This is a genomic window from Burkholderia sp. BCC0506 (assembly GCF_902833145.1).
In the GTDB taxonomy this organism is placed as follows: Bacteria; Pseudomonadota; Gammaproteobacteria; order Burkholderiales; family Burkholderiaceae; genus Burkholderia.
The window spans coordinates 436,057-462,003 of record NZ_CADFEN010000003.1 but is presented as its reverse complement, the minus strand read 5'-3'; the positions used below and the strand labels follow the sequence as shown (position 1 = coordinate 462,003).

Here is a 25,947-nt window from a genome sequence, read left to right as displayed (position 1 = left end):
GGATGTTCACGCTCTACGGCCGCGGCTGGTGCCACCTGTGCGACGACATGCGCGACGCCCTGGCGCCGGTGGCGGCCGAATTCGGCGTCGCGGTCGACTACATCGACATCGACACCGATGCGGCGCTCGTCGCGCGTTACGACGAGGACGTGCCCGTGCTGCTGCTGGACGGCGTGGAAGTGTGTCGCCACCGGTTCGACGCCGCGCGGGTGCGCGACGCGCTGGCGGCCCGGCGCTGAATCCGGCCCGCCGCCGGCCGCCGTCGCGTCGCACGGGGCCCGATCCGGCGGGCGGCTCAGCCGGACCCCGCGCGGCGTAGCGTCCGAAATCCCGCCCGGCGTAAGCCTTTTCGGCTAAAATAAGCCGTTTTTTCACCGACTTACAAGGCGTGCTCCGCAGTCGTCGAGCGCGCCTTTTTCGCTTGATCGGCACTGAATGGATCATATTCGCAATTTCTCGATCATCGCGCACATCGACCACGGCAAGTCGACACTCGCGGATCGCATCATCCAGGTATGCGGCGGCCTCGCCGACCGTGAAATGGAAGCGCAGGTGCTCGACTCGATGGATATCGAACGCGAGCGCGGCATCACGATCAAGGCGCAGACGGCCGCGCTGACCTATCGCGCACGCGACGGCAAGGTCTACAACCTGAACCTGATCGACACGCCGGGGCACGTCGACTTCTCGTACGAGGTCAGCCGTTCGCTGTCCGCGTGCGAAGGCGCGCTGCTGGTCGTCGACGCGAGCCAGGGCGTCGAGGCGCAGACGGTCGCGAACTGCTACACGGCGATCGAGCTCGGCGTCGAGGTCGTGCCGGTGCTGAACAAGATCGACCTGCCGGCCGCGAACCCCGAGAACGCGATCGAGGAGATCGAGGACGTGATCGGCATCGACGCGACCGACGCGACGCGCTGCAGCGCGAAGACGGGCCTCGGCGTGGAAGACGTGCTCGAGTCGCTGATCGCGAAGGTGCCGCCGCCGAAGGGCGATCCGGCCGCGCCGCTGCAGGCGCTGATCATCGATTCGTGGTTCGACAACTACGTCGGCGTCGTGATGCTCGTGCGCATCGTCAACGGCACGCTGCGCCCGAAGGACAAGATCAAGATGATGGCGACCGGCGCGCAGTATCCGGTCGAGCACGTCGGCGTGTTCACGCCGAAGTCGCGCAATCTCGAATCGCTGTCGGCCGGGCAGGTGGGCTTCATCATCGCCGGCATCAAGGAGCTGACGGCCGCGAAGGTCGGCGATACCGTCACGCATGCGACCAAGCCCGCCGCCGAGCCGCTGCCGGGCTTCAAGGAAGTGAAGCCGCAGGTGTTCGCGGGCCTCTATCCGGTCGAGGCGAACCAGTACGACGCGCTGCGCGAATCGCTCGAGAAGCTGAAGCTGAACGACGCATCGCTGCAGTACGAGCCGGAAGTGTCGCAGGCGCTCGGCTTCGGCTTCCGCTGCGGCTTCCTCGGGCTGCTGCACATGGAAATCGTGCAGGAGCGGCTCGAGCGCGAATTCGACATGGATCTCATCACGACCGCGCCGACGGTCGTCTACGAGGTCGTGCAGAGCGACGGCTCGACGATCATGGTCGAGAACCCGGCGAAGATGCCGGAGCCCGGCCGCATCGCCGAAGTCCGCGAGCCGATCGTCACGGTGAACCTGTACATGCCGCAGGATTACGTCGGCTCGGTGATCACGCTGTGCGAGCAGAAGCGCGGCTCGCAGATCAACATGCAGTATCACGGTCGCCAGGTGCAGCTCACGTACGAGATCCCGATGGCCGAGATCGTGCTCGACTTCTTCGATCGCCTGAAGTCGGTGTCGCGCGGCTATGCGTCGATGGACTACGAGTTCAAGGAATACCGTTCGTCGGACGTCGTGAAGGTCGACATGCTGATCAACGGCGACAAGGTCGATGCGCTGTCGATCATCGTGCACCGGTCGCAGTCGCAATACCGCGGCCGCGAAGTCGCCGCGAAGATGCGCGAGATCATCCCGCGCCAGATGTACGACGTGGCGATCCAGGCCGCGATCGGCGCGCACATCGTCGCGCGCGAGAACATCAAGGCGCTGCGCAAGAACGTGCTCGCGAAGTGCTACGGCGGCGACATCACGCGGAAGAAGAAACTGCTCGAGAAGCAGAAAGAAGGTAAGAAACGCATGAAGCAGGTGGGTTCGGTCGAGATCCCGCAGGAGGCGTTCCTCGCGATCTTGCGCGTCGAAGACAAATAACAGGACTGATCCTTTTATGAATTTTGCGCTGATTCTTTTTGTGCTCGTCGTCGTGACGGGTGTAGCGTGGGTGCTGGACAAACTGGTGTTCCTGCCGCGGCGTCGCAAGGCGGCCGACTCGGCGATCGAGGAGTTCGATCGCCAGCAGTCGCGCATCGACAAGCGTTTCGCGGACGAAAACGCGGCGCAGACGCGTTCGAAGCTGCGTGACGAAAAGCTGCGCCAGCCGTGGTGGCTCGAGTACACGGCGAGCTTCTTCCCGGTGATCCTGGCCGTGTTCGTCGTGCGTTCGTTCGTCGTCGAGCCGTTCAAGATTCCGTCGGGCTCGATGGTACCGACGCTGCTCGTCGGCGATTTCATCCTCGTCAACAAGTTCGAGTACGGGCTGCGCCTGCCGGTCACCAACACGAAGATCACGCAGGGCAGCCCGCTGTCGCGCGGCGACGTCGTCGTGTTCCGCTATCCGAAGGACGAGTCGGTCGACTACATCAAGCGGGTGATCGGCCTGCCGGGCGATACGGTCGCGTACCAGGACAAGCAACTCACGATCAACGGCCAGCCGGTGCCCGAAACGCCGCTGCCCGATTACTTCGACGACGAGCGCCAGAATTACGCGAAGCAGTTCGAGGAAACGATCGGCAGCAAGAAGAACGCGATCCTCAACAACCCGGCCGTGCCGCCGTTCGTCATGGGCGCCTACGACTATCCGTATCGCGACAACTGCACGTACAACAGCCGCGGCGTGATCTGCAAGGTGCCGCCCGGTCACTACTTCATGATGGGCGACAACCGCGACAACAGCGCGGACAGCCGCTACTGGGGTTTCGTGCCGGACCAGAACATCGTCGGCCGCGCGTTCTTCATCTGGATGAACTTCGGCGACCTGAAGCGCATCGGTTCCTTCAACTGACCGCATTCGATTCACACGCAATACGCGGCGCACGGGCCGCGTCGCGTATTGCAGAACTACTTTAAGAACCGGCGGTAACACCGCCTCGTCACGCCTTTTCGTGTCCGGCCGTGCCGTTTCGGCCCGACCGGGCGCCCGCGTTATACTCCTGCACATGCCCCTATCCCAGTTGGAAAGCCGGCTGCGCTACGAATTTCGCAATGCGGAATTGTTGCGCCAGGCTTTGACCCATCGCAGTCACAGTGCCACGCACAACGAACGGCTCGAGTTTCTCGGCGACTCCGTTCTGAATTGCGCGGTGGCCGCCCTTTTGTTCCAGCGTTTCGGCAAGCTGGACGAAGGCGACCTGTCGCGCGTACGCGCCAATCTCGTCAAACAGCAGTCGCTGTACGAAATTGCTCAGGCCCTGAATATCTCGGACGGCCTGCGGCTGGGCGAGGGCGAGCTGCGCAGCGGCGGATTCCGTCGCCCGTCGATCCTCGCGGACGCGTTCGAAGCCATCATCGGGGCCGTGTTCCTCGATGGCGGCTTCGAAGCCGCCCAAGGGGTCATCAAGCGCCTCTATATCCCGATTCTCGACCATATCGATCCGCGCACGCTCGGCAAGGACGCGAAGACGCTGCTGCAGGAATACCTGCAGGGGCACAAGATCGCGCTGCCGACCTATACGGTCGTCGCGACGCATGGTGCGGCGCACAATCAGCAGTTCGAGGTCGAGTGCACGGTGCCGAAGCTGGACGTGAAGGTATCGGGCTCCGGCGCGAGCCGGCGCGCGGCCGAGCAGGCCGCCGCGAAGAAGGCGCTCGACGAAGTGATGGCGGCCGCGCCGATGCTGGCCGCGAAGCCGAAGCGCTCGAAAAACGCGCGCGGGTCCAAGCATGCCGAACCCGAGATCGTGCCGGGCGTGAAGGGCGTGCAGGAAGCGCTCGACCTGCGCTCGCCCGAGCGGAAGGAACGTGCGGCGGCGCGCGAGGCCAGGGCGGCCGGCGCGGCGCCGGCTGCAACCGCGGCTGCGGCGACGGGTACCGAGCCGGCCGTTGCACCGATGGCGGCGATTCGCGCGGCGCATGTCGAGCCGGCGGCGGACAAGGGCGAACGGGCGGCGAAGCCCGCGACCGACAAGGTTGCCGACAAACCGGCCGAGCGGCCCGACAAGGCCGCGGAAAAGTCCGCGGAGGCCGCGCCGCGCGCAGCCGACAAGCCGGCCGGCCACGCAGCCGATCCGGCAGCCTCGTCGGCCGACAAGCCTGCCACGGGCACCGATTCCGCCACGCGCACGCCTGCGCGCGCGCGCGACGCCGCGGCGACCGACGCCGATACGCCGCCCGGCGGCGCGAGTCTTGCTGCCGCGCAGGCGCGCGTGGCCGATGCCGACCACTGAATTGCCCATCGATCGTGCCGCGCGCCGCGCGGCCGTTTCCGAACCTGTCTCCCAAACGATATGAACACTCCCGCTCCTACCGGTTTCCGTTGCGGCATGATCGCGATCGTGGGCCGCCCGAACGTCGGCAAGTCGACGTTGATGAACGCACTCGTCGGCCAGAAGATCAGCATCACGTCGCGCAAGGCGCAGACGACCCGCCACCGCATCACCGGCATCAACACGGTCGACGACGCGCAATTCGTGTTCGTCGACACGCCGGGCTTCCAGACCCGTCACAGCACCGCGCTGAACCGTTCGCTCAACCGCGCGGTCACGTCGACGCTGACGTCGGTCGACGTGATCCTGTTCGTGATCGAGGCCGGCCGCTTCGGGCCCGACGACCAGAAGGTGCTCGACCTGATTCCGCCCGGCATGCCGACGCTGCTGATCGCGAACAAGATCGATCGCGTGACCGACAAGGCCACGCTGTTCCCGTTCATGCAGAAGGTGAGCGAGCTGCGCGAATTCACCGAGCTCGTGCCGCTGTCGGCACAGCGGCCGGAAGACATCAAGCGCCTGCTGGACACGATCAAGCCGTACCTGCCGGAAGGCGAGCCGATCTACGGCGAGGACGAACTGACCGACCGCAGCTCGCGCTTTCTCGCAGCCGAAATCCTGCGCGAGAAGGTGTTCCGCTGGACCGGCGACGAGCTGCCGTACACGAGCACCGTGCTGATCGACAAGTTCGAGGAGGAGGGGCGCCTGAAGCGCATCTTCGCGACGATCCTGGTCGAGCGCGATTCGCACAAGGCGATGGTGATCGGCAAGAAGGGCGAGAAACTCAAGCAGATCAGCACCGAGGCGCGGATGGACATGGAGAAGCTGTTCGACGGCCCCGTGTATCTCGAGACCTTCGTGAAGGTGAAGAGCGGCTGGGCCGACAACGAGGCGGGGCTGCGTGCCTATGGGTACGAATGACGCGCTGACGTCGACCGAAGACGCGGTGACGGCCGGCGCGAACGACGCGCCATTGCCGGCACCGCCCGAACCGCCGCGCAAGGCGCGGCGCGCGACGTCTCGCACGTCCGATTTCCGCGTCGCCGAGCAGCCGGCGTTCGTGCTGCACAGCTATCCGTATCGGGAAACGAGCCTGATCGTCGACGTGCTGACGCGCGATCATGGCCGGCTCGCGCTCGTCGCGAAGGGCGCGAAGCGCCCGCACTCCGCGCTGCGCGGCGTATTGCAGACCTTCCAGCCGCTGCTGCTGTCGTGGTCCGGCAAATCCGAGGTGCGCACGCTGACGGGCGCCGAGTGGGTCGGCGGGATGCTGCCGCTTGTCGGCGACGGGCTGTTGTGCGGTTTCTATGCGAACGAGCTGCTCGTGAAATTCTGCGCGCGCGAGGATCCGCAGCCGCCGCTGTTCAATCATTACGTGCTGACCCTCACGCGTCTCGCGCACGGCGAGCCCGCGGTGCAGGTGCTGCGCTCGTTCGAGCGCGTGCTGTTGCGCGAGACCGGCTATGCGATGGCGCTGAACCGCACGGTCGCCCGCCGCGCGGTTGAACCCGAGCGCCGCTACGTGTTCGATCCGGAACGCGGCGTGCGCAATGCGGACGACGACGTGCCGTCGCACTGGCCGGTCATCACCGGCCAGACGTTGCTCGACATGGAGCAGGACGATTACCATCGAGCCCAGACGGTCGCGCAGAGCAAGACGCTGATGCGCTTCCTGCTGAACACCTATCTCGGCGGTACGCCGCTCGCCACGCGTCAGATCCTGATCGACCTGCAAAACCTATGAGCTTCTTCCTGACAACGCCCACCGCCATCGACCTCGGCGTGAACATCGACCACGTCGCGACGCTGCGCAATGCGCGCGGCACGCGCTATCCCGATCCGATCCGCGCGGCGCTCGCCGCCGAAGAGGCGGGCGCGGACGCGATCACGCTGCATCTGCGCGAGGATCGCCGTCACATCGTCGACGCCGACGTGCGCACGCTGCGCCCGCTGCTGAAGACGCGCATGAACCTCGAATGCGCGGTGACGGCCGAGATGCTGGACATCGCCTGCGAAGTGCGTCCGCACGACGCATGTCTCGTGCCGGAGAAGCGCGAGGAACTGACGACCGAAGGCGGTCTCGATGTCGCCGGCCACTTCGAGGCGGTGCGCGCGGCATGCAAGCAGCTCGCCGACGTGGGAGTGCGCGTGTCGCTGTTCATCGACCCGGACGATACGCAGATCCGCGCCGCGCACGAAGCGGGCGCGCCCGTGATCGAGCTGCATACGGGCCGCTACGCCGAAGCGCACGACGAAGCGGAGCAGCAGCGCGAATACGAGCGCATCGTCGCGGGCGTGAAGGCCGGCGCGCAGCTTGGCCTGAAGGTCAATGCGGGCCACGGGCTGCACTACACGAACGTGCAGCAGATCGCCGCGATCGACGGGATCGTCGAGCTGAACATCGGCCACGCGATCGTCGCGCACGCGATCTTCGCGGGCTGGGACAATGCGGTGCGCGAGATGAAGGCGATCATGGTCGCCGCACGCGTCGCCGCGCTGCACGGCGGCGCGCGCTGACGATGCGGTGCCGTCGCGCCCCGCACGCCGTTTGCGACACGCTTGACCCGGCCTCGCCGGGCCACCCCGGCGGAGATTGACATGGCGATCTACGGCATCGGTACCGACATCGCGCAGGTGAGCCGCGTCGCGGCCGTGCTCGAACGCACGGGCGGCCGGTTTGCCGAGAAGGTGCTCGGCCCCGACGAACTGCGCGTGTTCCACGCGCGGCGCGCCCGCTCCGAGGCGCGCGGCATCGCGTTTCTCGCGACGCGCTTCTCCGCGAAGGAAGCGTTCTCGAAGGCGATCGGGCTCGGCATGCACTGGCCGATGACGTGGCGCGCGCTGCAGACGCTCAATCACCCGAGCGGCGAGCCGTACGTGGTCGCATCGGGCGAGCTGGCCGACTGGCTGGCCGCGCGCGGCATCACGGCACGCGTGACGGTCAGCGACGAACGCGACTACGCGGTGTCGTTCGTGGTCGCCGAGACGGACGCCGCGCCTGGCACTGCACCTGTTTCCCGAACTTCTTCCTGACGGAATTCACGATTCGATGAAAACGACTCCCGGCCCGGTCATGCTCGACGTCGTCGGCACGACCCTGTCGCGCGACGATGCGCGGCGCCTCGCGCATCCGAATACCGGCGGCGTGATCCTGTTCGCGCGGCACTTCCAGAATCGTGCGCAGCTGACCGCGCTGACCGACGCGATCCGCGCGGTGCGCGAAGACATCCTGATCGCCGTCGATCACGAAGGCGGGCGCGTGCAGCGGTTCCGCACCGACGGCTTCACCGTGCTGCCCGCGATGCGCCACCTCGGCGAACTGTGGGATCGCGACGTGCTGCTCGCGACGAAGGTCGCGACCGCCGTCGGGTACATCCTGGCCGCCGAGCTGCGCGCGTGCGGGATCGACATGAGCTTCACCCCCGTGCTCGATCTCGACTACGGGCACTCGAAGGTGATCGGCGATCGGGCGTTTCATCGCGACCCGCGCGTCGTCACGCTGCTCGCGAAGAGCCTGAACCACGGGCTGTCGCTCGCCGGCATGGCGAACTGCGGCAAGCATTTCCCCGGGCACGGCTTCGCGGAGGCCGATTCGCACGTCGCGCTGCCGACCGACGACCGCACGCTCGAGGCGATCCTCGCGCAGGACGTCGCGCCGTACGACTGGCTCGGGCTGTCGCTGTCCGCGGTGATTCCGGCGCACGTGATCTACACGCAGGTCGACCGGCGGCCGGCCGGGTTCTCGCGCGTATGGCTGCAGGATATCCTGCGCGGCAAGCTCGGCTTCACGGGCGCGATCTTCAGCGACGACCTGTCGATGGAGGCGGCCCGCGAAGGCGGCACGCTCACGCAGGCGGCCGATGCCGCGCTTGCCGCCGGTTGCGACATGGTGCTCGTCTGCAACCAGCCGGACGCGGCCGAAGTCGTGCTGAACGGGCTGAAGGCGCGGGCCTCGGCGGATTCGGTGCGCCGCATCAAGCGGATGCGTGCGCGCGGCAAGGCGCTCAAGTGGGACAAGCTGATCGCGCAGCCCGAGTATCTGCAGGCGCGGGCGCTGTTGAACAGCGCGCTGGCGTAAGCGGGCAGGGAGGGCGCGAATCGCGCCGTTCCGGCCGCTTCAAATGAAAAAGCCGCGCAGGTAGCGCGGCTTTTTTACGGGTTGCGGCAGCCCGACCCGGTTGTCGCCGAGGCGGGGTTGGACGCAACTAACGGTCACATCCAATCAACACCCGCATCAAGGGCCGCCGCTCAGTTCACCTTCATCCGCTGAAGCTTGTTGTACAGCGTCTTCGGGCTGATGCCGAGCAGCGTCGCCGCGCGGTGGCGCGTCCCGCCGACCGCGTCGAGCGTCGCGCGGATCAGCAGATCCTCGACGTCCGACAGCGGCGTGCCGACCTTGATCTGCACGCTGCTGCCGTTCAGCGCGGCGCCCGCGGAGAAGCTGGCCTCGCCTGCACGCAGCGTCTCGATGAAGTCGCCCGACGCGTCGTACGCGAAGCGCACGCGTTCCTGCAGCTCGCGCACGTTGCCCGGCCATTCGTACGACAGGCATTCGCGCACGAAACCCGGCGCGGCGCGCTTGTCGGTCGTGCTGCGGCCGGTTGCGCGCGCCTCGCGGTTCAGTTCGTCGATCTGCGCGTCCGCGATCGCGAGCGCGTCGCCGTCGCGCTCGCGCAGCGGCGGCATCGTGATCGACGCGGCGTCGAGGCGCAGCCACAGGTCCTCGCGCAGCGTGCCGTTTGCCACCGCTTCGCGCGCCGGGCGGCGCGTGGCCGCGATCAGCCGGAAATCGCTGGTGATCGAACTCGTGCCGCCGATTCGCACGAAGTTCTGCGAATCGAGCGCGTGCAGCAGCGCCTCCTGCAGCACGAGCGGCAGCGCGGTGATTTCGTCGAGGAACAGCGTGCCGCCGCCGGCTTGTTCGAACAGGCCGGATTCACGGCGCTCGGCGCCGTCGAACGCGCCGCGTTCATGGCCGAACAGCACGCTGTCGAGCGACGCGCCGTGCCGGCCGCCCTGTGCGAGCATGCGGCAGTCGAACGAGACGAACGGCCCCTTGCGGCGCCGGCTCAGTTCATGCAGCGTGCGCGCCGCCAGCTTCTTGCCGGTGCCGGCTTCGCCCGAGAACAGCACGGCCGTCTCGGTGCGGGCGTTGTGCTCGATCATGTCGTACACGTGCTGCATCGCGTCGCTGCGGCCGACCAGTGCGCCGAAGCGGCCGAGATGGCGCAGCGACGCACGCAGCGACTGCACTTCGTCGATCAGTTCGTACGGGCGGGGAATCCGTGCGAGCAGGCTGCGCAGGCGCGGAATGTTGATCGGCTTCAGCAGGTAGTCCCAGATGCCGTGACGCAGGCCTTCGATGGCGCTCTCGACCGTCGCGTTGCCCGTCAGCACGATCACGGGCAGCGAGCCGTTCGGCTGTTGCTGCGGCAGGTGCTGGAGCAGGTCGAACCCGCTGCCGTCCGGCAGGTTCAGGTCGACGAGCACGACGTCGGGAATCGAGCGGCCGAGCGCCGTGCGCGCTTCGGCGAGCGACGTGGCCGTGTCGACCGAGAAGCCGTCTGCGGCGAGCAGCGCGGTGAGGCCTGACAGGCTGTTGGGATCGTCTTCGACAATCAGGGCGTGTGGCATGGTGGACGCGAGTCGAGTCAAGAGAGGCGGGCTGTCGGCCAGCGGACCGCAGCCGCATGTCGGATTAAAGATTGATTTTATGCCCCGCCGAACGCGTCACGCGCATTATTTCTCGGACGCTATAAAACAGTTACCGATGATACAAATTGAATATCTTTACCGGTGGCTTTTGTGCTGCGTATTGCGTCGGTTTGTGGCAGCTGTTGGCGCCAGACAAACAAAAAGCGCCCCGAAGGGCGCTTTGTTCGATGCGGACGACGCTGACGCTTACGCGCGGCTGCGGTATTCGTTGGTGCGCGTATCGATTTCGATCTTGTCGCCGGTATTGCAGAACAGCGGCACTTGCAGCTCGAAGCCGGTCGCGAGCTTCGCGTTCTTCAGCACCTTGCCCGACGACGTGTCGCCCTTGACGGCCGGTTCCGTGTAGGTGATTTCGCGAACGAGGATCGTCGGCAGTTCGACCGAGATCGCCTTCTCGTTGTAGAACACGACTTCGCAAGCCATGCCGTCTTCGAGGTAGTTCAGCGCTTCGCCCATCATTTCGGCTTCGACTTCGTACTGGTTGTAGTCGGCGTCCATGAACACGTACATCGGGTCGGCGAAGTACGAGTACGTCACTTCCTTGCGGTCGAGCACGACGACGTCGAACTTGTCGTCGGCCTTGTAGACCGATTCCTGGCCTGCGTTGGTGAGCAGGTTCTTCATCTTCATCTTGACGACGGCGGCGTTACGGCCCGACTTGTTGTATTCCGTCTTTGCGATGACCCACGCATCGTTGCCGATCTGCACGACGTTGCCTACGCGGAGTTCCTGTGCGGTTTTCATAAAAAACTGTCCTGATCAAATCAAATAAATAGGTGCCTGAGCGTTGCACAACGGGTGAGGCGCCAAGCGGTGCGTTCCGGTGGGCGCCCAAAGCTCAAACGCGAGCGCTTGCGTGGTCAGCCGTCGGATAACCGCTTATTTTAACTGAGATTTTGCGTATTCCGCCAGTTTTCCAGCGAGATCGCCGACGGCCGCGAGCGCGTCGGCCCAGCGTATCGCATTGGCGTCCAGCGCGGCGCGGTGTTGCCAGAAATCGGCCCAGTCGGGCGTGCCGGCGCCGTTCCACGCATGCCAGAAGCGCGCGAGCGCCGCGCGCGACGCGTCGGCGAGGCCGGCCGACAGGTGCGCGAGCGCGGCGTCGAGCTTCGGCAGGTGCACGTCGTCGGCCTGCGGGTAGATGTGCCACACGAACGGCTTGCGCGCCCACTGCGCGCGGACGAACGAATCCTCGCCGCGCACGAAATTGAGATCGGCGACCCACAGCAGCGGATCGTAGTCGGCCTGCGGAACGAACGCGAGCCCATGCGCGCTCAGGTTGCCGCTGCACGCCTGCGCGCCCGCCGCGAACGATTCGACCCCGAAAAAGCGCGCGACGGCGGGCGACAGGCGCCCGGCCGGCACGAGCGCGACGACCGGCGACGGGCCGTCGCGCCATTGCGCGAGCAGCGCGTCGACGGCCGGGTTCTCGTACGCGAACAGGCTGACGACCGTCGTGCCGGGCGTGGGCGGCCCGCCGCCGGTGGCGCGTTGCCACCACGCGGCGCGTGCTGCCGGATCGGCGTCGAAGGCCGTGCGGCGCGCGTCGAGGTCGCGCTCCTTCGGCACGCCGCCGGTGCCGGCCGACAGGCCCGGGAAGAAGAACGTCTTGAGCAACGGATAGCGCGGATGCGGCGACGGGCGCAAATGGAAATCGGCGACCCAGTCCTCGGCGCTCAGGTATTCGAGATTGATCCACACGGGGCGCCGCGCGCGCCGCGCCATCGCCGCGAGATAGGGGCCGGGCAGCTCGCAGGCGAATGCCTCGATCACGACATCGGCGATCTCCAGCGCGTCGCCGACCTCCGCATGCCAGTGCTCGATCACGATCGCGTCGACCGTCTGCCGCCCCGCGTCGGGGTCGATTTGCGGCAGCAGGCGCGCGAACGTGTGCAGGTCGTCGACGAAGAGCCGCACCTGCCAGCCGTGCTCGTGCGCGAGCTGGCGCGCGACGCGCCAGCACACGCCGATGTCGCCGAAATTGTCGATCACCGTGCAGAAGAGGTCGCAAGCGATCGGTTCGCCCGGCGCGAGCGGCACGGCGGAGTGTGGGGCAGCGGTGGTGCGTGGCATCGAAGCGGGCCGGTGAATGCTCTAAACTGGCGATTCTAATTGACCCGTTCCGCGTTACAAGGCGCCCGGCTCACGCATGACATCACCAGAAGCCTCCGATACTCCGTTCGAACCGAAGAAGATCCTTGCGCAGTTGCCGCACATGCCGGGTGTCTATCGCTATTACGACGCGGCGGGCGCCGTCCTCTACGTCGGCAAGGCGCGCGACCTGAAAAAGCGCGTGTCGAGCTATTTCACGAAGACGCAACTGTCGCCGCGCATCGCGATGATGGTCACGCGCATCGCGCGCATCGAAACGACCGTCACGCGCTCGGAAGCCGAGGCGCTGCTGCTCGAGAACAACCTGATCAAGGCGCTCGCGCCGCGTTACAACATCCTGTTTCGCGACGACAAGTCGTATCCGTACCTGAAGCTCACCGCGCACCGCTTTCCGCGGATGGCCTACTACCGCGGCTCGGTCGACAAGCAGAACCAGTACTTCGGGCCGTTCCCGAGCGCGTGGGCCGTGCGCGAGAGCATCCAGATCCTGCAGCGCGTGTTCCAGTTGCGCACCTGCGAGGATTCGGTCTTCAACAACCGCACGCGGCCGTGCCTGCTGCACCAGATCGGGCGTTGCACGGCGCCGTGCGTCGGCGCGATCTCCGACGAGGACTACGCGGTCGACGTGTCGAACGCCGCGCGGTTCCTGCTCGGCCGGCAGTCCGAAGTGATGAAGGAACTCGAGCAGAAGATGCACGCGTTCGCGGCCGAACTGAAATTCGAGCAGGCGGCGGCCGTGCGCAACCAGATGAGCTCGCTCGCGACGGTGCTGCACCAGCAGGCGATCGAGGTCGGCAGCGACAGCGACGTCGACGTCCTGGCCGTCGTCGCGCAGGGCGGACGCGTGTGCGTGAACCTCGCGATGGTGCGCGGCGGCCGGCACCTCGGCGACAAGGCGTATTTCCCGACGCACGTCGAAAGTGCGCTGACGCTCGCCGAGGGCGGTCTCGGTGAGGAGGTCGAGCCGGCGGAGGCGGTCGATGCGCCGGCCGACACGGTGCCCGATCAGCCTGCAGAAGAGGCGGGCAGCACGCGCGGCACGGTGGCAGCAGCGTCGGTCGAGGCCGAGGTGCTCGACGCGTTCATCGCGCAGCACTATCTCGGCAATCGCGTGCCGCCCGTGCTCGTCGTCAGCCATGCGCCCGCGAGCCGCGACCTGCTCGAGCTGCTGTCCGAGCAGGCCGGCCACAAGGTGTCGCTGGTGCGGCAGCCGCAAGGGCAGCGGCGTGCATGGCTGGCGATGGCCGAGCAGAATGCGCGGCTCGCGCTCGCGCGGCTGCTGTCGGAGCAGGGCTCGCAGCAGGCGCGCACGCGCGCGCTGGCGGACACGCTCAGCTACGACAGCGACGATCTCGCGACGCTGCGGATCGAATGCTTCGACATCAGCCATACGATGGGCGAGGCGACGCAGGCGTCGTGCGTCGTCTATCACCATCACAAGATGCAATCGAGCGAGTACCGCCGCTACAACATCACGGGCATCACGCCGGGCGACGACTACGCGGCGATGCGGCAGGTGCTCACGCGCCGCTACGAGAAGGTGGTCGAGCAGGCCGCGCAGGCGGCGGCCGCCGACGAAGCGGCCGGCATCGACGGCGAGTCGACGCGCCAGGCCGAGGCGTCGAGCCTGCTGCCGAACATCGTGCTGATCGACGGCGGCAAGGGTCAGGTCGAGATCGCGCGGCAGGTGTTCACCGAGCTCGGTCTCGACACGTCGATGCTGGTCGGCGTCGCGAAAGGCGAGGGGCGCAAGGTAGGCCTCGAAACGCTGGTGTTCGCGGACGGCCGCGCGCCGCTCGAACTCGGCAAGGAGAGCGCGGCACTGATGCTCGTCGCGCAGATTCGCGACGAGGCGCACCGTTTCGCGATCACCGGCATGCGGGCGAAGCGGGCGAAGGCACGCCAGACGTCGCGGCTCGAGGAGCTCGAAGGCGTCGGCGCGAAACGCCGGCAGCGGTTGCTCGCGCGCTTCGGCGGGTTGCGCGGCGTGGTGGCCGCGAGTGTCGAGGAACTGGCGAGCGTCGAGGGCATTTCGCACGCGCTCGCCGAGCAGATCTACAAGCAGCTTCACTGACGCGGCCGTGCGGCCGGCTGTCTTGCCAGCGTTCTTGTGGCAGGCCGGTCGACACGGCACAATTGCGAATCCCTTACTGTCCCGCATGCCATGCCGTTCAATTTCCCGATTTTCCTGACGTGGGTACGGATCGTGCTGATTCCGCTCGTCGTCGGCGTGTTCTATCTGCCGGACACGCTGATGGGCGGCGCGCACCGCAATCTCGCGGCGGCGGCGATCTTCATCCTTGCCGCGCTGACCGACTGGTTCGACGGATTCCTCGCGCGCAAGTGGAACCAGACGTCGTCGTTCGGCGCATTTCTCGACCCGGTGGCGGACAAGCTGATGGTGACGGCCGCGTTGCTGATCCTCGTGCAGATTGCGCGGGTCGACGCGGCGATCGCGCTGGTGATCGTCGGTCGCGAGATCGCGATTTCGGCGCTGCGCGAATGGATGGCGCAGATCGGCGCGTCGAAGAGCGTGGCGGTGAACCAGCTCGGCAAGTTCAAGACCGCGTGCCAGATGGTCGCGATTCCGATGCTGCTGTTCTACGGACCGCTGCCGCTCGGCGTCGTGACGATCGACACGCGCGTGTGGGGCGAGTGGCTGATGTATCTTGCCGCGGTGCTGACGATCTGGTCGATGCTGTACTACATGAAGCTCGCGTGGCCGCAGATTCGCGAGCGCGGCGGCGCGTGACCTGCGTCGCATGGGCGGCGGTTTTTGTAAAAAGGGCTGGAAAAGCTCTTGACACACGAATGTGCCTTCGACATAATCTCGCTTCTCCGCTGCACGACGAAGTAAGTGTGTGACGGGGAAGCAGTAGCGTAGCAATACGCGGGAGTAGCTCAGTTGGTAGAGCGCAACCTTGCCAAGGTTGAGGTCGCGAGTTCGAGACTCGTCTCCCGCTCCAGATTTTTTCTGGCAGCGTGTTGGTCGGCAAAGCGCTGCAGATGCAGGACACATGCGGGAGTAGCTCAGTTGGTAGAGCGCAACCTTGCCAAGGTTGAGGTCGCGAGTTCGAGACTCGTCTCCCGCTCCAGATTTTTCTGGCAGCGTGTTGGTCGGCAAAGCGCTGCAGATGCAGGACAATGCGGGAGTAGCTCAGTTGGTAGAGCGCAACCTTGCCAAGGTTGAGGTCGCGAGTTCGAGACTCGTCTCCCGCTCCAAGTAATGGGGAAGCCACGCTTCCCTTTTTATTTGATGGACTTCCGGTCCTCGAATGAAAATCTGTCGCTTGCCTCACGGCATCCCGACAGTCCGCTTTTGGCGCGATAGCAAAGCGGTTATGCAGCGGCCTGCAAAGCCGTTTAGGCCGGTTCGACTCCGGCTCGCGCCTCCAGGTAGAACGAGAAAAAGCCCCGCTTCGGCGGGGCTTTTCTTTTTCTGCGTCCCCTGGAGGCCGTCGCGCACGGTGCATGCGACGACCTTCAGCCGATCACCCATCCACCGGCTGCGCCGGCGTTTCCAGCTTCAACTGATAGAACGCCGCATCGAGCCAGCGGCCGAACTTGAATCCCGCCTCCGCGATCGTGCCCGCGTGCACGAACCCCAGCTTCGTATGCAGCGCGATGCTGCCGGCATTGGTCGCGTCGATGCAGCCGACCAGCACGTGCACCTGTGCTTCGCGCGCACGCCGGACGACTTCGCGCAGCAGCCGTTCGCCGAGCCCGCGTCCGCGCTGATCGTTGCGCACGTAGACGCTGTGTTCGACCGTGTACTTGAACGCCGGAAACGCGCGGAACGTCCCCCAGCTCGCGAAGCCGAGCAGCGTGCCCGCTGCATCGACGGCGCCGATGACCGGAAAACCGCCCGCGCGCTTCGTCGCGAACCACGCGACCATCGCTTCCGGCGGGCGCGGCCGGTAGTCGTACAGCGCGGTCGAGTTCACGATTGCGTTGTTCAGGATCTCGAGGATGGCCCCCGCATGCTCGGCCTCGTTGCAATCGATCAGGCGCACGTCGTCACGCTGGGTCGGGGCATTCATACGGGTTCGTTCCTGTTTGGTTTTAAGCCGGTTGCGCGCACGACGCGCATCACATGTTCCGCACGCTGGCGGCGGATGCATCGCAGATCGCGACGACATAGCGCGCGGCATGCGACGACGGATTGCTGAAGATCAGCGGCTGGTCGAGCCGCATGGCGAGGCAGTCGCCTTCGTGAAGTTCGTGAAGCACGTCGCCGAACGCGACGTCGATGCGGCCGCTGATGATCCATACCTGCTTGTGCAGCGCGCTTTCGCGCCCGCCGCTGTCGTACGCGACGCGCGCGCCGGCCGGGAAATCGACCTCGACGAGCTGGATCGGCGACGGCCAGCCGGGCGGCGACAGGTTGCGGCGCACATAGCCGGACGCGGGGTCGCGCCATACGGCCTGCTGCGCGCGCCGTGCGAGCGGCTGCGCGGGCGCGTCGTCCCGGTCGCCGCCGAACAGGCCGGCCAGCGATACGCCGAGACCGGCCGCGAGCTTGTCGAGCACGACGGCCGTCGGGCTCGCCGACGCGCGTTCGATGAGCGAGATCATTGAACGGCTGACGCCGGACCGCGCAGCCAACGCATCGAGCGTGTAGCCTCGAACGGTGCGCAGGTCGCGCACGCGGCGGGCAATGCGCTCGTTGATGCCGGTGTCGTCGGTCGCAGTGGTCGCTGATTCTTTCATGATGGATTTATTTTCCAGCAAGATGGAATTCGATGTCAACGCTATTTCCCGTGGCGAGCCGAACGAAAGGCGGAGCGGCTTGCCCCGTCGTCGTACGCAGCGTAATATACGAAACAGCTACGTTTCGTTTAATTGGGGATATATGGGCATCATCAAGATTTCCGAGCACATGCATGAACGGCTGCGCTCGACGAGCACGGCGCTGAGCCGTTCGATCAACGCGCAGGCCGAACACTGGCTGCGTGTCGGGATGCTGGCGGAGCTCAATCCGGCGCTGTCCTACGGCGATATCTGCAAGATGTTGATCGAGGCCGAGGCACGAGGCGGCGACGTCGGGCCGGCGGAGACGGCCGCGCATAGCATCGAGCAGGTGGCGTAATGGCGAGACGCGAAATCCCGATCCGCGGGGCCGCGGAAATCGCCAAGTCGCGCGAGGCCGCGAAGCTCGCGTCGCAGGTGCTGACGATGATCACCGAGTACGTGAAGCCGGGCGTCACCACCGACGAGCTGGACGCGCGCTGCCGCGAATACATCGTCGACGAGTTGGGCGCGATTCCCGCGAACATCGGTTACCACGGCTATCCGAAAACGCTGTGCACGTCGGTCAACCACGTGGTCTGTCACGGCATTCCGACGTCGCGGCCGATGCGCGACGGCGACATCGTGAACCTCGACATCGCGGTGATCAAGGACGGCTGGTTCGGCGATACGAGCCGCATGTATTTCGTCGGCGAGCCGAACGAACTCGCGCGGCGGCTCGTCGCGGCGACCTACGAGGCGATGCATGCCGGCATCCGCGCGGTGCGTCCCGGCGCGACGCTCGGCGACGTCGGCTATGCGATCCAGCAGGTCGCGCATCGCGAAGGGTTCAGCGTGGTGCGCGAGTATTGCGGGCACGGGATCGGCGACGTCTATCACGACGAGCCGCAGGTGCTGCATTACGGTCGGCCAGGCACCGGCTTGCCGTTGCGGCCGGGGATGATCTTCACGATCGAGCCGATGCTGAACGCGGGCAAGCGCGACACGCGCGTGCTGGCCGACGGCTGGACGGTCGTCACGAAGGACCATTCGCTGTCCGCGCAATGGGAGCACATGGTCGTGGTGACGGAGACGGGCTTCGAGGTGCTGACCGAGGACGCGAAGCCGCAGGCCTTCGCGGCGCTGTCGGGCACGCACGCGGCCTGACGCCGGCAGTGCGCCGCATACGGCGGCGCGGGATCGCAATGACACGGGCCCCTTCGCGGGGCCCGTGTCGTTCGCGGCGGCCTGCGCCGCGACGCAGCGACGCTCAACCGCGCGCCTTCTGCCACGCGTGTTCGACGAACACGCGGCATAGCGCCTCCATCCCTTGGCGGTCTTCTTCGTCGAAACGCGCGGCGACGGGGCTGTCGACGTCCCACACGCCGATCAGCGTGCTGTCGGCGGCCACCAGCGGCACGACGATTTCCGATTCCGACGCCGCATCGCACGCGATATGGCCGGGGAAGTCGTGCACGTCGCGCACGACCTGCGTTTCGCGCGTCTGCGCGGCCGTGCCGCACACGCCCTTGCCGAGCGCGATCCGCACGCAGGCGGGCTTGCCCTGGAACGGGCCGACCACGAGCTCGGTCCCGTCGAAGAAGTAGAAGCCGGCCCAGTTCAGGCGATCGAGCGAGTGATAGACGAGCGCGGAGAAATTCGCCGCATTCGCGGTCAGGTCGCGTTCGGATTCGACGAGCGCGCGTGCCTGCTCGACGAGCGTCGCGTATTGATCGGCCTTGGAGGCGGTAGGGTCGTTGGACAGCGTGAACATGGCGGAAAAGCGATAGAGGTGGTGAAAAGGCGCACTGCGCGTACCGCAGTCTACGGCACGCGCGTGCGGTCTGCAGCACATGAGGATGCGCGATGCCGTGCACTCAGTCGGGTTCGAGTTCGGCGAACCGCTCCGCCAGAAAGTCGAGCAGCGCGCGCACCGCCGGCAGCAGCCCGCGCCGCGACGCGAACACCGCATGCACGATTTCGCGGCGCGGCGCCCAGTCCGGCAGCACCGTGACCAGTTCACCGCGCGCAACCTCGTCGCGCACCATCATCGTCGGCAACTGCACGACGCCGACACCGGCGACGGCCGCCGCGCGCAGCGCAAGCATACCGCCCGTCACGAGGCGCGGCTGGTGATGGATTTCCGCATGCGCGCCGTCGGGCCCCCGCAGCCGCCATACGTGCGTGGACTGCGGCACGCCGTGATCGAGGCTCGGCAGGCGCGCGAGATCGGCGGGAACGGCCGGTGCACCGTGCTCGCGCAGCAGCGCGGGGCTCGCGACGAGGCACTGGCCGCGCTCGGCGAGCACGCGCAGCGCGAGATCGCTGTCCTCGAGCGGCGGCGGGCGCACGCGGATCGCGACGTCGATCCCTTCGCCGACCACGTCGACACGCCGGTTGGTCGCCTCCAGATGGATCTCGACGCGCGGGCACGCGGCCATGAACGCGGCGATCATCGTGCCGACCAGCGAATCGAGCAGCACGATCGGGCAACTGACGCGCACGATGCCGCGCGGCTCTTCATGGAGCAGCGCGATCGCCTCGTCGGCAGCGTCGGCCTCGACGAGCATCGCGCGGCAATGCGCGTAGTAGGTCTGGCCGACGTCGGTGACCGTGAAGCGGCGCGTCGAACGCTGGATCAGCCGCATGCCGAGCCGCGCCTCGAGCAGCGCGATGCGGCGGCTCAGCTTCGATTTCGGCATGTCGAGCGCGCGCCCGGCCGGTGCGAAGCCGCCATGTTCGACGACCTGCACGAAGTAGTAGAGATCGTTCAGATCCCGCGCTTTATCGTTCATGAAATGGAACGCTGAGTGCGATTTCGGCAGTCTACCGGATCGATCGTTCCATCTCTATATTGTCACTCATGGATGCGAAACACGGGTTTCGCCGCAATATGGAGAAGGGCAATGAAGAAGATCCAGGGTGTGTACAGTGCGCCGCGCGGCCATTGGGTCGGCGACGGTTTCCCGGTGCGTTCGATGTTCAGCTACCAGTCTCATGGCACGCACCTGAGCCCGTTCCTGCTGCTCGATTACGCCGGCCCCGCGACGTTCGAACCGGCGACCGTGCCGCGCGGTGTCGGCCAGCATCCGCACCGCGGGTTCGAAACGGTGACGATCGTCTACGACGGCGAAGTCGCGCACCGTGACTCGACCGGCGCGGGCGGCACCATCGGCCCGGGCGACGTGCAGTGGATGACGGCCGCGAGCGGGATCCTGCACGAGGAATTCCACTCGGAGGCGTTCACGAAGCGGGGCGGCCCGCTCGAGATGGTGCAGCTGTGGGTGAACCTGCCCGCCGCGGACAAGATGGGCGCGCCCGGCTACCAGACGCTGCTGAACGCCGATATCCCGGTGGTCGAGCTGCCGGACGGCGCGGGGCGGGCGCGGATCATCGCCGGTGAACTCGACGGGCGGCGCGGCCCGGCCCGCACGCACACGCCGATCGACGTGTGGGACGTGCGGCTCGTGGCCGGCGGCCATGCGCGGTTCCCGGTCGCGGAAGGGCGGACGCTCGCGGTGGTCGTGCTGAGCGGCACCGTGCAGGTGAACGGCGAGACGGTGGCGCGCGAAGCGCAGTTCGTGCAACTCGGCCGCGACGGCAGCGACGTCGAGATCGAAGCGAACGGCGACGCGAAGCTGCTGATCCTGAGCGGCGAGCCGATCGACGAGCCGGTCGTCGGTTACGGCCCGTTCGTGATGAACTCGCAAGCGGAAATCCGCGCCGCGATCGAGGATTTCAACAGCGGCCGCTTCGGCCAGATGCCGGCATGACGGCATGACGAGCAGGCCCCGCGCGATGCGGGGCCTTTTTTTGCGTGCGGGCAGGCGGTCGCGCGCGATGGACGCTTCGAGGCATAATCGACGGTTGCCGCGCGCCGGCCGGCGCGCCCGAATCAGGACCGCACATGAACGCATCCGCACCCGCCGCATCCCCGCGCACCGCCGATCTCGACTGGCGCTGGAAACCCTTCGACGCGCTGACGGCGCGCGAAATCTATTCGATCCTCGAAGCACGCAGCGCCGTATTCGTCGTCGAGCAGAACTGCGTGTATCGCGACATCGACGATGCGGACCAGGCCGCGTGGCACCTGGCGGCCTTCGATCCGGCCGGCCGCCTGGCCGGCTATCTGCGCGTGCTGCTGCCCGACGCGCAGTACACCGATGTGCGCATCGGCCGCGTGCTGACGACCGCCGCGTTTCGCGGCGCGGGCCTCGGCAACGCGCTGCTGTCGCGTGCGCTCGAGCATATCCGTGCGCAATGGCCGGATACGCCGGTGAGCCTGCATGCGCAGGCCCACTTGCAGCGTTTCTACGGCGCATTCGGCTTCGCGCCGAGTTCGGACGTGCACGACGAGGACGGCATCCCGCACGTGTGGATGAGCAGCGCGCGCGCGTGACGCGCGCCGCGCCGCGCTGCGCGGCAGTCAGTGCGCGGCGCGTGCGACCGGCGGTTTGTCCGCGCGCTGCGCGGCCCGCTCGCCGATCAGGCGCCCGCGCGCGGACAATCGCAGCCAGTGCCGCAGCGCGATCAGCGCACCGATCACGCTCATCATCGAACCGGGAATCCACAGCAGCAGGCCGCCGATCTGCTGATCGCGCAGCGGGCTGAGCCACGTGAACGCGCGGCCGCAGATCGAGTAGATCGGATACAGCTCGTGCGGCGTGAAGAAGATCAGCGCGCCGAGCGCGATCTGCGGCGGGATCGCCGCGACGACGATCAGGATCCGGCGGCCCGGCGACAGCCGCGCGGGCGGCGCGGGACGCGGATCGACGACGAGCCACCAGAACAGCAGCCCGTCGATCACCATGCTCCAGTTCATCACGCGGTACAGACGCCAGTCGAGCATCGCGATGAAGTGGATCGGCGACAGCAGCCAGAAATAGATCAACCCGACGAACAGCACGACCGCGACGACCGGATGAAACACCACGTCGAGCGTCTTGCGCACCGGCGCCCACGCGAGCGTGGGGCGCACGAGGCGCTGCCGCCAGCGAAACGGAATGCCCGCGCGGATGGCCGCGCCCGGATAGGCGAGCGCGATGAAGAACGGCCCGAGGTGATGCAGCACGAGGTGCTGCGCGCGGTGCATGAAGAATTCGTGCTCGAAGAAATAGTCGAGCCGCGTGTGCAGCGCGATGTAGAGCGCCGTCAACCCGAACCAGAACGAGCACTGCCGCAGCGGCGACACCTTCGCCTTTTTCACGCCGCGTGCGAACAGCACGGCGGCCGTCAGCACCGCGAGGACCACGGTCGGCGACGGTTCCCACGGATCGAGCCAGTACAGGAGGTTCATCGCGCGCGCATCACTTCGCCTGGGCCGGCGATTTCACGGCGAACGGCGCATCGACCGTTTCGCCGTCGGAGAATTTCAGGCGCAGGTGCACGGTGTCGCCCGGCTTGATCGCGTGCTTCGGCTCCTCGAGCATGAAGTGATAGCCGCCCGGCGCGATGTCGACCTTGCCCCGCGCGGGGATCGTCAGTTTGTCGACCATCTCCATCTTCTGCGTCGAGCCGTTCGATACCGTCTGGTGCAGCATCGCCATTCCGTAGTCGGGGCTGTCGACGTCGACGAGATCGACCGGCTTGTCGCTCGTATTCACGAGCGTCACGTAGCCGCCCGCGGGCAGCTTGTTCGGCAGCCAGCGCACCCACGCGTTCTGCGCGCTGATCGCGCCGGCCGCATACGCGTGGGCACCGGCGCACAGCGCGGCGAGGAGGGCGAACGTCTTGAGCGTCGTTTTCGTGTTCATGTTCATGGCGGAATTCAGGTCGTGGAGGCAGTGTCGATGATCCGGCGCACATCGGCGGCGATGGCGTCGGGCGAATCGCGATCGGTCGCGAGCAGGCGCGCGCGGCCGGCCGCGTCGAAGATGTAGACGGCCGAGCTGTGCGTGACTTCGTAGCCGCCGGACGGATCGCGTTTTTCCATCTGGTACGCGACGCGATAGCGCTTCGCGAGCGATTCGATCTGGCCGTCGGTGCCGGTCAGGCCGCGTGCATGCGCGGCATCGAACGCGGCGACATAGGACTGCATCGCCTGCGGCGTATCGCGCGCGGGGTCGACCGAGACGAACAGGATGCGCACGTTGTCCGCCTGCGGGCCGAGCTTCGCCAGCACTTCCATCAGCCGCGCCAGGGTTTCGGGGCAGACATCGGGGCAGTGCGTGTAGCCGAAGTAGACGAGCGCGACGCGGCCGCGGAATGCGCCGGCGTCGACGGGACGGCCGTCGCCGCCCGTCAGCTTGAACGACAGGTCGGGCAGGTGGCCGGTGACATTGGTCAGGTTCCAGCGCGGCTCGTCGTGCGTGCACGCGGCGAGCGCCACGGCGGCGGCGAGCGCCGCGGTCGTGCGGATGAGGCGGGAGAGGCGCCGGTGCGGCGCGGGGCGGGCAGACGACATCCTGGGGCTCGATCGGACTGGATGGATAGCCGGGGCGCGATGCCATGCGTCGCGCGGCAGGCGGTTGCGACTGTAGCGCAATTCGCGCGCCCGCGTCCTTTCGAAACCGATACGGCGCGGGCGAGCGGGGCAATATGTCGCAGTTGACGCGGCGGCCGGCGCGATGTCCGCGCTGCCGCGGTTTCGCCCATCTGGGGCCGCAGGCGCGGTAAGATGCGCACAACTCCATTCGCGCAGCGGCGGCCCGCATTTGCCGGCCGGCCCTCAGACTATCGAATCGATGCAATCCGTTCCGGCTTCCCTCTCGCTGACCGATACCGCGTTCTTCTTCGACTTCGACGGCACGCTCGTCGAGCTCGCGCCGACCCCCGACAGCATTCGTGTGCCGCCGTCGCTGCTGGCGCTGCTCGACGCGTTGTCGCGCCGCTCGCACGGCGCGGTCGCGATCGTGTCCGGGCGCGGCATCGACAACCTCGACACGTTCCTGAAGATGCCCGGCCTGCCGATCGCCGGCCTGCACGGCGCGGAGCGCCGCGATGCGAACGGCGACACGCAGCGCATCGGTTTCAACGACGAGCGCCTGCTGCGCATCGAGCGCGAGCTCGCCGACGTGGTCGACCGCCATCCGGGCATGCTGCTCGAGATCAAGGGCGCGGCCGTCGCGCTGCACTTTCGCAATGCGCCCGAGCGCGAGGCGGTGGCGCGCGAAGCGGCTGAGCGCCTCGTCGCCGACTATGCGGATGCGTACGTGCTGCAACCCGGCAAGATGGTGTTCGAGATCAAGCCGAAGGGCGTCGACAAGGGCCGCGCGCTGGCCGCGTTCCTCGACGAGCCGCCCTTTGCGGGCCGCGTGCCGCTGTTCGCGGGCGACGACCTGACCGACGAAAAGGGCTTCGCGGTGGTCAACGCGCGCGGCGGCCTGTCGATCAAGATCGGCGCGGGCGAGACGTCCGCGCGCATGCGGCTCGATTCGGTCGACGCGCTGCATGAGCAGATCGCACGTTGGCTCGGCGCGGGGCAGCCGCACGCATGAGCCGGCTCATCATCGTTTCAAACCGCGTCGCGCCGATTTCGGAAGGCGAACCGGCGGCGGGCGGCCTCGCGATCGGCGTCTACGACGCGCTGAAGGAAACCGGCGGCATGTGGTTCGGCTGGAGCGGCGAAGTGGTCGCGTCCGGCGCGCCGCAGCCGCAGATCCGCATCGAGGAACGCGGGCCCGTGACGTTCGCGACCGTCGGGCTGTCGCGTCGCGATTACGACCAGTATTACCGCGGGTTCTCGAACGCGACGCTGTGGCCCGCGTTCCACTACCGCGCGGACCTGATCCAGTACGATCGCCACGAATTCGACGGCTACCGCCGCGTCAACGTCTGGCTCGCGCAGCAGCTCGTGCCGCTGCTGCAGGACGACGACGTGATCTGGGTGCACGACTATCACCTGATTCCGTTCGCGCGCGCGCTGCGCGACGCCGGCGTGAAGAACCGCATCGGCTTTTTCCTGCACATCCCGTTTCCGGCCGCGCAGGTGCTCGTCAACGTGCCGCCGCACCGCGAGCTCGTCGAGTCGCTGTGCGCGTTCGATCTGCTGGGTTTCCAGACCGAGCCCGACCTGCGCGCGTTCTGCGACTACGTCGAGTTCGAGGCGGGCGGCGAGGCCGAGCGCGATGGGCACACGGTGCGCGTGCGCGCGTTCGGCCAGACGCTGCGCGCGGCCGCCTATCCGATCGGCGTGTATCCGGACGAGATCGCGTCGCTCGCGCAGGCGGGCGAAACCGGCAAGGCGGTGCGCACGCTCGCGACGTCGCTGCGCGGGCGGCAACTGATCATGAGCGTCGACCGGCTCGATTATTCGAAGGGACTCGTCGAGCGCTTCCGGGCCTTCGAGAAGCTGCTGGAACACCAGGCGTCGATCCGCAACCGCGTGTCGTTCCTGCAGATCGCGCCGTCGACGCGTGCGGACCTGCGTGCGTACCAGGACATCCGCCTGCAGCTCGAGGCGGAGTCGGGGCGCATCAACGGGCGCTACGCGGAACTCGACTGGGCGCCGATCCTCTACATTCACCGCCAGTACGACCGCCAGGTGCTGGCCGCGCTGTACCGGCTCGCGCGGGTGGGCTTCGTGACGCCGCTGCGCGACGGGATGAACCTCGTCGCGAAGGAGTACGTGTCCGCGCAGGATCCGGACGATCCGGGCGTGCTCGTGCTGTCGCGCTTCGCGGGCGCCGCGCGTGAGCTCACGGGTGCGTTGATCGTCAATCCGATCGATATCGACGGGATGGCCGATGCGCTGTCGCTGGCGCTGACGATGCCGCTCGCCGAGCGGCGTGCGCGCTACGCGGACATGATCGCGCAGCTTCGCGAGAACAACGTGTCGGTGTGGCGCGACCATTTCCTGCGCGATCTGCAGCAGGTCTGAGCGATTGTTTCCGCT

The 25,947-nt window shown here is 67.0% G+C and carries 27 protein-coding genes and 4 tRNA genes; 21 read left to right on the top strand and 10 right to left on the bottom strand.

The genetic code is table 11. The features are described 5' to 3' along the window. The first annotated feature begins 2 nt into the window (after positions 1-2). The 9 genes from HWX62_RS09385 (at position 3) to nagZ (ending at position 8,637) form a co-directional block, all read left to right on the top strand. Positions 3-239 (top strand): glutaredoxin family protein, encoded by a 237-nt coding sequence (locus HWX62_RS09385; RefSeq protein WP_175929625.1) that lies wholly within the window; start codon positions 3-5, stop codon positions 237-239. Positions 240-435: 196 nt separating this feature from the next. Continuing rightward, on the top strand, positions 436-2,229 hold the full coding sequence (lepA, locus tag HWX62_RS09380; RefSeq protein WP_175929624.1) for a translation elongation factor 4: 1,794 nt from the start codon (positions 436-438) through the stop codon (positions 2,227-2,229). Positions 2,230-2,245: 16 nt separating this feature from the next. Next, positions 2,246-3,139: a signal peptidase I gene (gene lepB / locus HWX62_RS09375; RefSeq protein WP_175929623.1), complete on the top strand. Its 894-nt coding sequence runs from the start codon at positions 2,246-2,248 to the stop codon at positions 3,137-3,139. 154 nt (positions 3,140-3,293) lie between these two features. Then, on the top strand, positions 3,294-4,520 hold the full coding sequence (gene rnc / locus HWX62_RS09370; RefSeq protein WP_175929622.1) for a ribonuclease III: 1,227 nt from the start codon (positions 3,294-3,296) through the stop codon (positions 4,518-4,520). A gap of 60 nt (positions 4,521-4,580) precedes the next feature. After that, positions 4,581-5,480, top strand: coding sequence for a GTPase Era (era, locus tag HWX62_RS09365; RefSeq protein WP_175929621.1), 900 nt, complete (start codon positions 4,581-4,583; stop codon positions 5,478-5,480). Then, entirely contained in the window at positions 5,467-6,303 is an 837-nt protein-coding gene (gene recO, locus HWX62_RS09360; protein WP_175929620.1) for a DNA repair protein RecO, read from the top strand. The genes era and recO overlap by 14 nt, the downstream gene beginning before the upstream one ends. Then, entirely contained in the window at positions 6,300-7,076 is a 777-nt protein-coding gene (pdxJ, locus tag HWX62_RS09355) for a pyridoxine 5'-phosphate synthase (protein WP_175929619.1), read from the top strand. The genes recO and pdxJ overlap by 4 nt, the downstream gene beginning before the upstream one ends. Before the next feature lie 81 nt (positions 7,077-7,157). Next, the gene (acpS, locus tag HWX62_RS09350) at positions 7,158-7,592 is read left to right on the top strand and encodes a holo-ACP synthase (protein ID WP_175929618.1); all 435 of its coding nucleotides are present in this window, start codon (positions 7,158-7,160) and stop codon (positions 7,590-7,592) included. A 16-nt stretch (positions 7,593-7,608) separates the two neighbouring features. Beyond that, the gene (gene nagZ / locus HWX62_RS09345; protein WP_175929617.1) at positions 7,609-8,637 is read left to right on the top strand and encodes a beta-N-acetylhexosaminidase; all 1,029 of its coding nucleotides are present in this window, start codon (positions 7,609-7,611) and stop codon (positions 8,635-8,637) included. Between the two features lie 170 nt (positions 8,638-8,807). Here nagZ and HWX62_RS09340 read toward each other — a convergent pair whose 3' ends face one another. From HWX62_RS09340 to earP, 3 genes are all read right to left on the bottom strand, one after another. After that, on the bottom strand, positions 8,808-10,193 hold the full coding sequence (locus HWX62_RS09340; RefSeq protein WP_175929616.1) for a sigma-54 dependent transcriptional regulator: 1,386 nt from the start codon (positions 10,191-10,193) through the stop codon (positions 8,808-8,810). Between the two features lie 267 nt (positions 10,194-10,460). After that, positions 10,461-11,018 (bottom strand): elongation factor P, encoded by a 558-nt coding sequence (efp, locus tag HWX62_RS09335; protein ID WP_059573996.1) that lies wholly within the window; start codon positions 11,016-11,018, stop codon positions 10,461-10,463. Between the two features lie 135 nt (positions 11,019-11,153). Beyond that, positions 11,154-12,347: an elongation factor P maturation arginine rhamnosyltransferase EarP gene (gene earP, locus HWX62_RS09330; RefSeq protein ID WP_175929615.1), complete on the bottom strand. Its 1,194-nt coding sequence runs from the start codon at positions 12,345-12,347 to the stop codon at positions 11,154-11,156. 76 nt (positions 12,348-12,423) lie between these two features. Between earP and uvrC the strand changes: the two genes are divergently transcribed. The 6 genes from uvrC (at position 12,424) to HWX62_RS09300 (ending at position 15,781) form a co-directional block, all read left to right on the top strand. Further along, positions 12,424-14,460 carry an excinuclease ABC subunit UvrC gene (gene uvrC, locus HWX62_RS09325; RefSeq protein ID WP_175929614.1) on the top strand — a complete coding sequence of 679 codons (2,037 nt, stop codon included), beginning with the start codon at positions 12,424-12,426 and terminating at the stop codon, positions 14,458-14,460. A gap of 90 nt (positions 14,461-14,550) precedes the next feature. Further along, the gene (gene pgsA, locus HWX62_RS09320; protein ID WP_175929613.1) at positions 14,551-15,138 is read left to right on the top strand and encodes a CDP-diacylglycerol--glycerol-3-phosphate 3-phosphatidyltransferase; all 588 of its coding nucleotides are present in this window, start codon (positions 14,551-14,553) and stop codon (positions 15,136-15,138) included. A gap of 138 nt (positions 15,139-15,276) precedes the next feature. After that, positions 15,277-15,352: transfer RNA gene (locus HWX62_RS09315), tRNA-Gly, on the top strand. A 53-nt stretch (positions 15,353-15,405) separates the two neighbouring features. Further along, positions 15,406-15,481: transfer RNA gene (locus HWX62_RS09310), tRNA-Gly, on the top strand. Positions 15,482-15,532: 51 nt separating this feature from the next. Further along, positions 15,533-15,608: transfer RNA gene (locus HWX62_RS09305), tRNA-Gly, on the top strand. Between the two features lie 99 nt (positions 15,609-15,707). Next, positions 15,708-15,781: transfer RNA gene (locus HWX62_RS09300), tRNA-Cys, on the top strand. 96 nt (positions 15,782-15,877) lie between these two features. Here the strand turns inward: HWX62_RS09300 and HWX62_RS09295 are convergent. Beyond that, positions 15,878-16,426 (bottom strand): GNAT family N-acetyltransferase, encoded by a 549-nt coding sequence (locus HWX62_RS09295; RefSeq protein WP_175929612.1) that lies wholly within the window; start codon positions 16,424-16,426, stop codon positions 15,878-15,880. A 49-nt stretch (positions 16,427-16,475) separates the two neighbouring features. Continuing rightward, a complete protein-coding gene (locus tag HWX62_RS09290; RefSeq protein WP_175929611.1) occupies positions 16,476-17,096 on the bottom strand; it encodes a helix-turn-helix domain-containing protein in 621 nt (206 codons plus the stop codon). A gap of 142 nt (positions 17,097-17,238) precedes the next feature. Between HWX62_RS09290 and HWX62_RS09285 the strand changes: the two genes are divergently transcribed. Together HWX62_RS09285 and map are read left to right on the top strand one after the other, a co-directional pair. Beyond that, positions 17,239-17,475 carry a ParD-like family protein gene (locus HWX62_RS09285; RefSeq protein WP_011694229.1) on the top strand — a complete coding sequence of 79 codons (237 nt, stop codon included), beginning with the start codon at positions 17,239-17,241 and terminating at the stop codon, positions 17,473-17,475. Next, positions 17,475-18,281 (top strand): type I methionyl aminopeptidase, encoded by an 807-nt coding sequence (map, locus tag HWX62_RS09280; RefSeq protein ID WP_175929610.1) that lies wholly within the window; start codon positions 17,475-17,477, stop codon positions 18,279-18,281. The genes HWX62_RS09285 and map overlap by 1 nt, the downstream gene beginning before the upstream one ends. A 103-nt stretch (positions 18,282-18,384) precedes the next feature. Here map and HWX62_RS09275 read toward each other — a convergent pair whose 3' ends face one another. Together HWX62_RS09275 and HWX62_RS09270 are read right to left on the bottom strand one after the other, a co-directional pair. Then, the gene (locus HWX62_RS09275; protein ID WP_175929609.1) at positions 18,385-18,888 is read right to left on the bottom strand and encodes a GAF domain-containing protein; all 504 of its coding nucleotides are present in this window, start codon (positions 18,886-18,888) and stop codon (positions 18,385-18,387) included. 103 nt (positions 18,889-18,991) lie between these two features. Further along, positions 18,992-19,909, bottom strand: a complete 918-nt coding sequence (locus HWX62_RS09270) for a LysR family transcriptional regulator (RefSeq protein WP_175929608.1) — start codon at positions 19,907-19,909, stop codon at positions 18,992-18,994. Between the two features lie 111 nt (positions 19,910-20,020). On the opposite strand from HWX62_RS09270, the gene HWX62_RS09265 reads away from it, so the two are divergent. Both HWX62_RS09265 and HWX62_RS09260 read left to right on the top strand, forming a co-directional pair. After that, positions 20,021-20,887, top strand: coding sequence for a pirin family protein (locus HWX62_RS09265; protein WP_175929607.1), 867 nt, complete (start codon positions 20,021-20,023; stop codon positions 20,885-20,887). Between the two features lie 134 nt (positions 20,888-21,021). Next, entirely contained in the window at positions 21,022-21,513 is a 492-nt protein-coding gene (locus tag HWX62_RS09260; RefSeq protein ID WP_175929606.1) for a GNAT family N-acetyltransferase, read from the top strand. Positions 21,514-21,540: 27 nt separating this feature from the next. Here HWX62_RS09260 and HWX62_RS09255 read toward each other — a convergent pair whose 3' ends face one another. Genes HWX62_RS09255 through HWX62_RS09245 form a run of 3 tightly spaced genes read right to left on the bottom strand, consistent with a single transcriptional unit; the run spans position 21,541 to position 23,517 of the window. Next, positions 21,541-22,410, bottom strand: a complete 870-nt coding sequence (locus tag HWX62_RS09255; protein WP_175929605.1) for a cytochrome c oxidase assembly protein — start codon at positions 22,408-22,410, stop codon at positions 21,541-21,543. Between the two features lie 10 nt (positions 22,411-22,420). Next, positions 22,421-22,867 carry a copper chaperone PCu(A)C gene (locus tag HWX62_RS09250; protein WP_175929604.1) on the bottom strand — a complete coding sequence of 149 codons (447 nt, stop codon included), beginning with the start codon at positions 22,865-22,867 and terminating at the stop codon, positions 22,421-22,423. Positions 22,868-22,881: 14 nt separating this feature from the next. Continuing rightward, positions 22,882-23,517, bottom strand: coding sequence for an SCO family protein (locus HWX62_RS09245; protein WP_175929603.1), 636 nt, complete (start codon positions 23,515-23,517; stop codon positions 22,882-22,884). A 280-nt stretch (positions 23,518-23,797) separates the two neighbouring features. On the opposite strand from HWX62_RS09245, the gene otsB reads away from it, so the two are divergent. Together otsB and otsA are read left to right on the top strand one after the other, a co-directional pair. After that, on the top strand, positions 23,798-24,550 hold the full coding sequence (gene otsB, locus HWX62_RS09240; protein ID WP_175929602.1) for a trehalose-phosphatase: 753 nt from the start codon (positions 23,798-23,800) through the stop codon (positions 24,548-24,550). Continuing rightward, positions 24,547-25,932, top strand: a complete 1,386-nt coding sequence (gene otsA / locus HWX62_RS09235) for an alpha,alpha-trehalose-phosphate synthase (UDP-forming) (RefSeq protein WP_175929601.1) — start codon at positions 24,547-24,549, stop codon at positions 25,930-25,932. Before otsB ends, otsA begins: the two co-directional genes overlap by 4 nt. The last annotated feature ends 15 nt before the right edge of the window (positions 25,933-25,947 follow it).

What these genes read in the sequence shown, in the direction of transcription:
- pdxJ (WP_175929619.1), top strand. Translation starts at nt 6,300, where the DNA reads ATGAGCTTCTTCCTGACAACGCCCACCGCCATCGACCTCGGCGTGAAC.
- recO (WP_175929620.1), top strand. Translation starts at nt 5,467, where the DNA reads ATGGGTACGAATGACGCGCTGACGTCGACCGAAGACGCGGTGACGGCC.
- map (WP_175929610.1), top strand. Translation starts at nt 17,475, where the DNA reads ATGGCGAGACGCGAAATCCCGATCCGCGGGGCCGCGGAAATCGCCAAG.
- HWX62_RS09290 (WP_175929611.1), bottom strand. Translation starts at nt 17,096, where the DNA reads ATGAAAGAATCAGCGACCACTGCGACCGACGACACCGGCATCAACGAG.
- nagZ (WP_175929617.1), top strand. Translation starts at nt 7,609, where the DNA reads ATGAAAACGACTCCCGGCCCGGTCATGCTCGACGTCGTCGGCACGACC.
- HWX62_RS09250 (WP_175929604.1), bottom strand. Translation starts at nt 22,867, where the DNA reads ATGAACACGAAAACGACGCTCAAGACGTTCGCCCTCCTCGCCGCGCTG.
- HWX62_RS09255 (WP_175929605.1), bottom strand. Translation starts at nt 22,410, where the DNA reads ATGAACCTCCTGTACTGGCTCGATCCGTGGGAACCGTCGCCGACCGTG.
- uvrC (WP_175929614.1), top strand. Translation starts at nt 12,424, where the DNA reads ATGACATCACCAGAAGCCTCCGATACTCCGTTCGAACCGAAGAAGATC.
- efp (WP_059573996.1), bottom strand. Translation starts at nt 11,018, where the DNA reads ATGAAAACCGCACAGGAACTCCGCGTAGGCAACGTCGTGCAGATCGGC.
- otsB (WP_175929602.1), top strand. Translation starts at nt 23,798, where the DNA reads ATGCAATCCGTTCCGGCTTCCCTCTCGCTGACCGATACCGCGTTCTTC.
- HWX62_RS09340 (WP_175929616.1), bottom strand. Translation starts at nt 10,193, where the DNA reads ATGCCACACGCCCTGATTGTCGAAGACGATCCCAACAGCCTGTCAGGC.
- HWX62_RS09385 (WP_175929625.1), top strand. Translation starts at nt 3, where the DNA reads ATGTTCACGCTCTACGGCCGCGGCTGGTGCCACCTGTGCGACGACATG.
- HWX62_RS09245 (WP_175929603.1), bottom strand. Translation starts at nt 23,517, where the DNA reads ATGTCGTCTGCCCGCCCCGCGCCGCACCGGCGCCTCTCCCGCCTCATC.
- earP (WP_175929615.1), bottom strand. Translation starts at nt 12,347, where the DNA reads ATGCCACGCACCACCGCTGCCCCACACTCCGCCGTGCCGCTCGCGCCG.
- HWX62_RS09265 (WP_175929607.1), top strand. Translation starts at nt 20,021, where the DNA reads ATGAAGAAGATCCAGGGTGTGTACAGTGCGCCGCGCGGCCATTGGGTC.
- rnc (WP_175929622.1), top strand. Translation starts at nt 3,294, where the DNA reads ATGCCCCTATCCCAGTTGGAAAGCCGGCTGCGCTACGAATTTCGCAAT.
- HWX62_RS09285 (WP_011694229.1), top strand. Translation starts at nt 17,239, where the DNA reads ATGGGCATCATCAAGATTTCCGAGCACATGCATGAACGGCTGCGCTCG.
- era (WP_175929621.1), top strand. Translation starts at nt 4,581, where the DNA reads ATGAACACTCCCGCTCCTACCGGTTTCCGTTGCGGCATGATCGCGATC.
- HWX62_RS09275 (WP_175929609.1), bottom strand. Translation starts at nt 18,888, where the DNA reads ATGTTCACGCTGTCCAACGACCCTACCGCCTCCAAGGCCGATCAATAC.
- acpS (WP_175929618.1), top strand. Translation starts at nt 7,158, where the DNA reads ATGGCGATCTACGGCATCGGTACCGACATCGCGCAGGTGAGCCGCGTC.
- lepA (WP_175929624.1), top strand. Translation starts at nt 436, where the DNA reads ATGGATCATATTCGCAATTTCTCGATCATCGCGCACATCGACCACGGC.
- pgsA (WP_175929613.1), top strand. Translation starts at nt 14,551, where the DNA reads ATGCCGTTCAATTTCCCGATTTTCCTGACGTGGGTACGGATCGTGCTG.
- HWX62_RS09270 (WP_175929608.1), bottom strand. Translation starts at nt 19,909, where the DNA reads ATGAACGATAAAGCGCGGGATCTGAACGATCTCTACTACTTCGTGCAG.
- lepB (WP_175929623.1), top strand. Translation starts at nt 2,246, where the DNA reads ATGAATTTTGCGCTGATTCTTTTTGTGCTCGTCGTCGTGACGGGTGTA.
- otsA (WP_175929601.1), top strand. Translation starts at nt 24,547, where the DNA reads ATGAGCCGGCTCATCATCGTTTCAAACCGCGTCGCGCCGATTTCGGAA.
- HWX62_RS09260 (WP_175929606.1), top strand. Translation starts at nt 21,022, where the DNA reads ATGAACGCATCCGCACCCGCCGCATCCCCGCGCACCGCCGATCTCGAC.
- HWX62_RS09295 (WP_175929612.1), bottom strand. Translation starts at nt 16,426, where the DNA reads ATGAATGCCCCGACCCAGCGTGACGACGTGCGCCTGATCGATTGCAAC.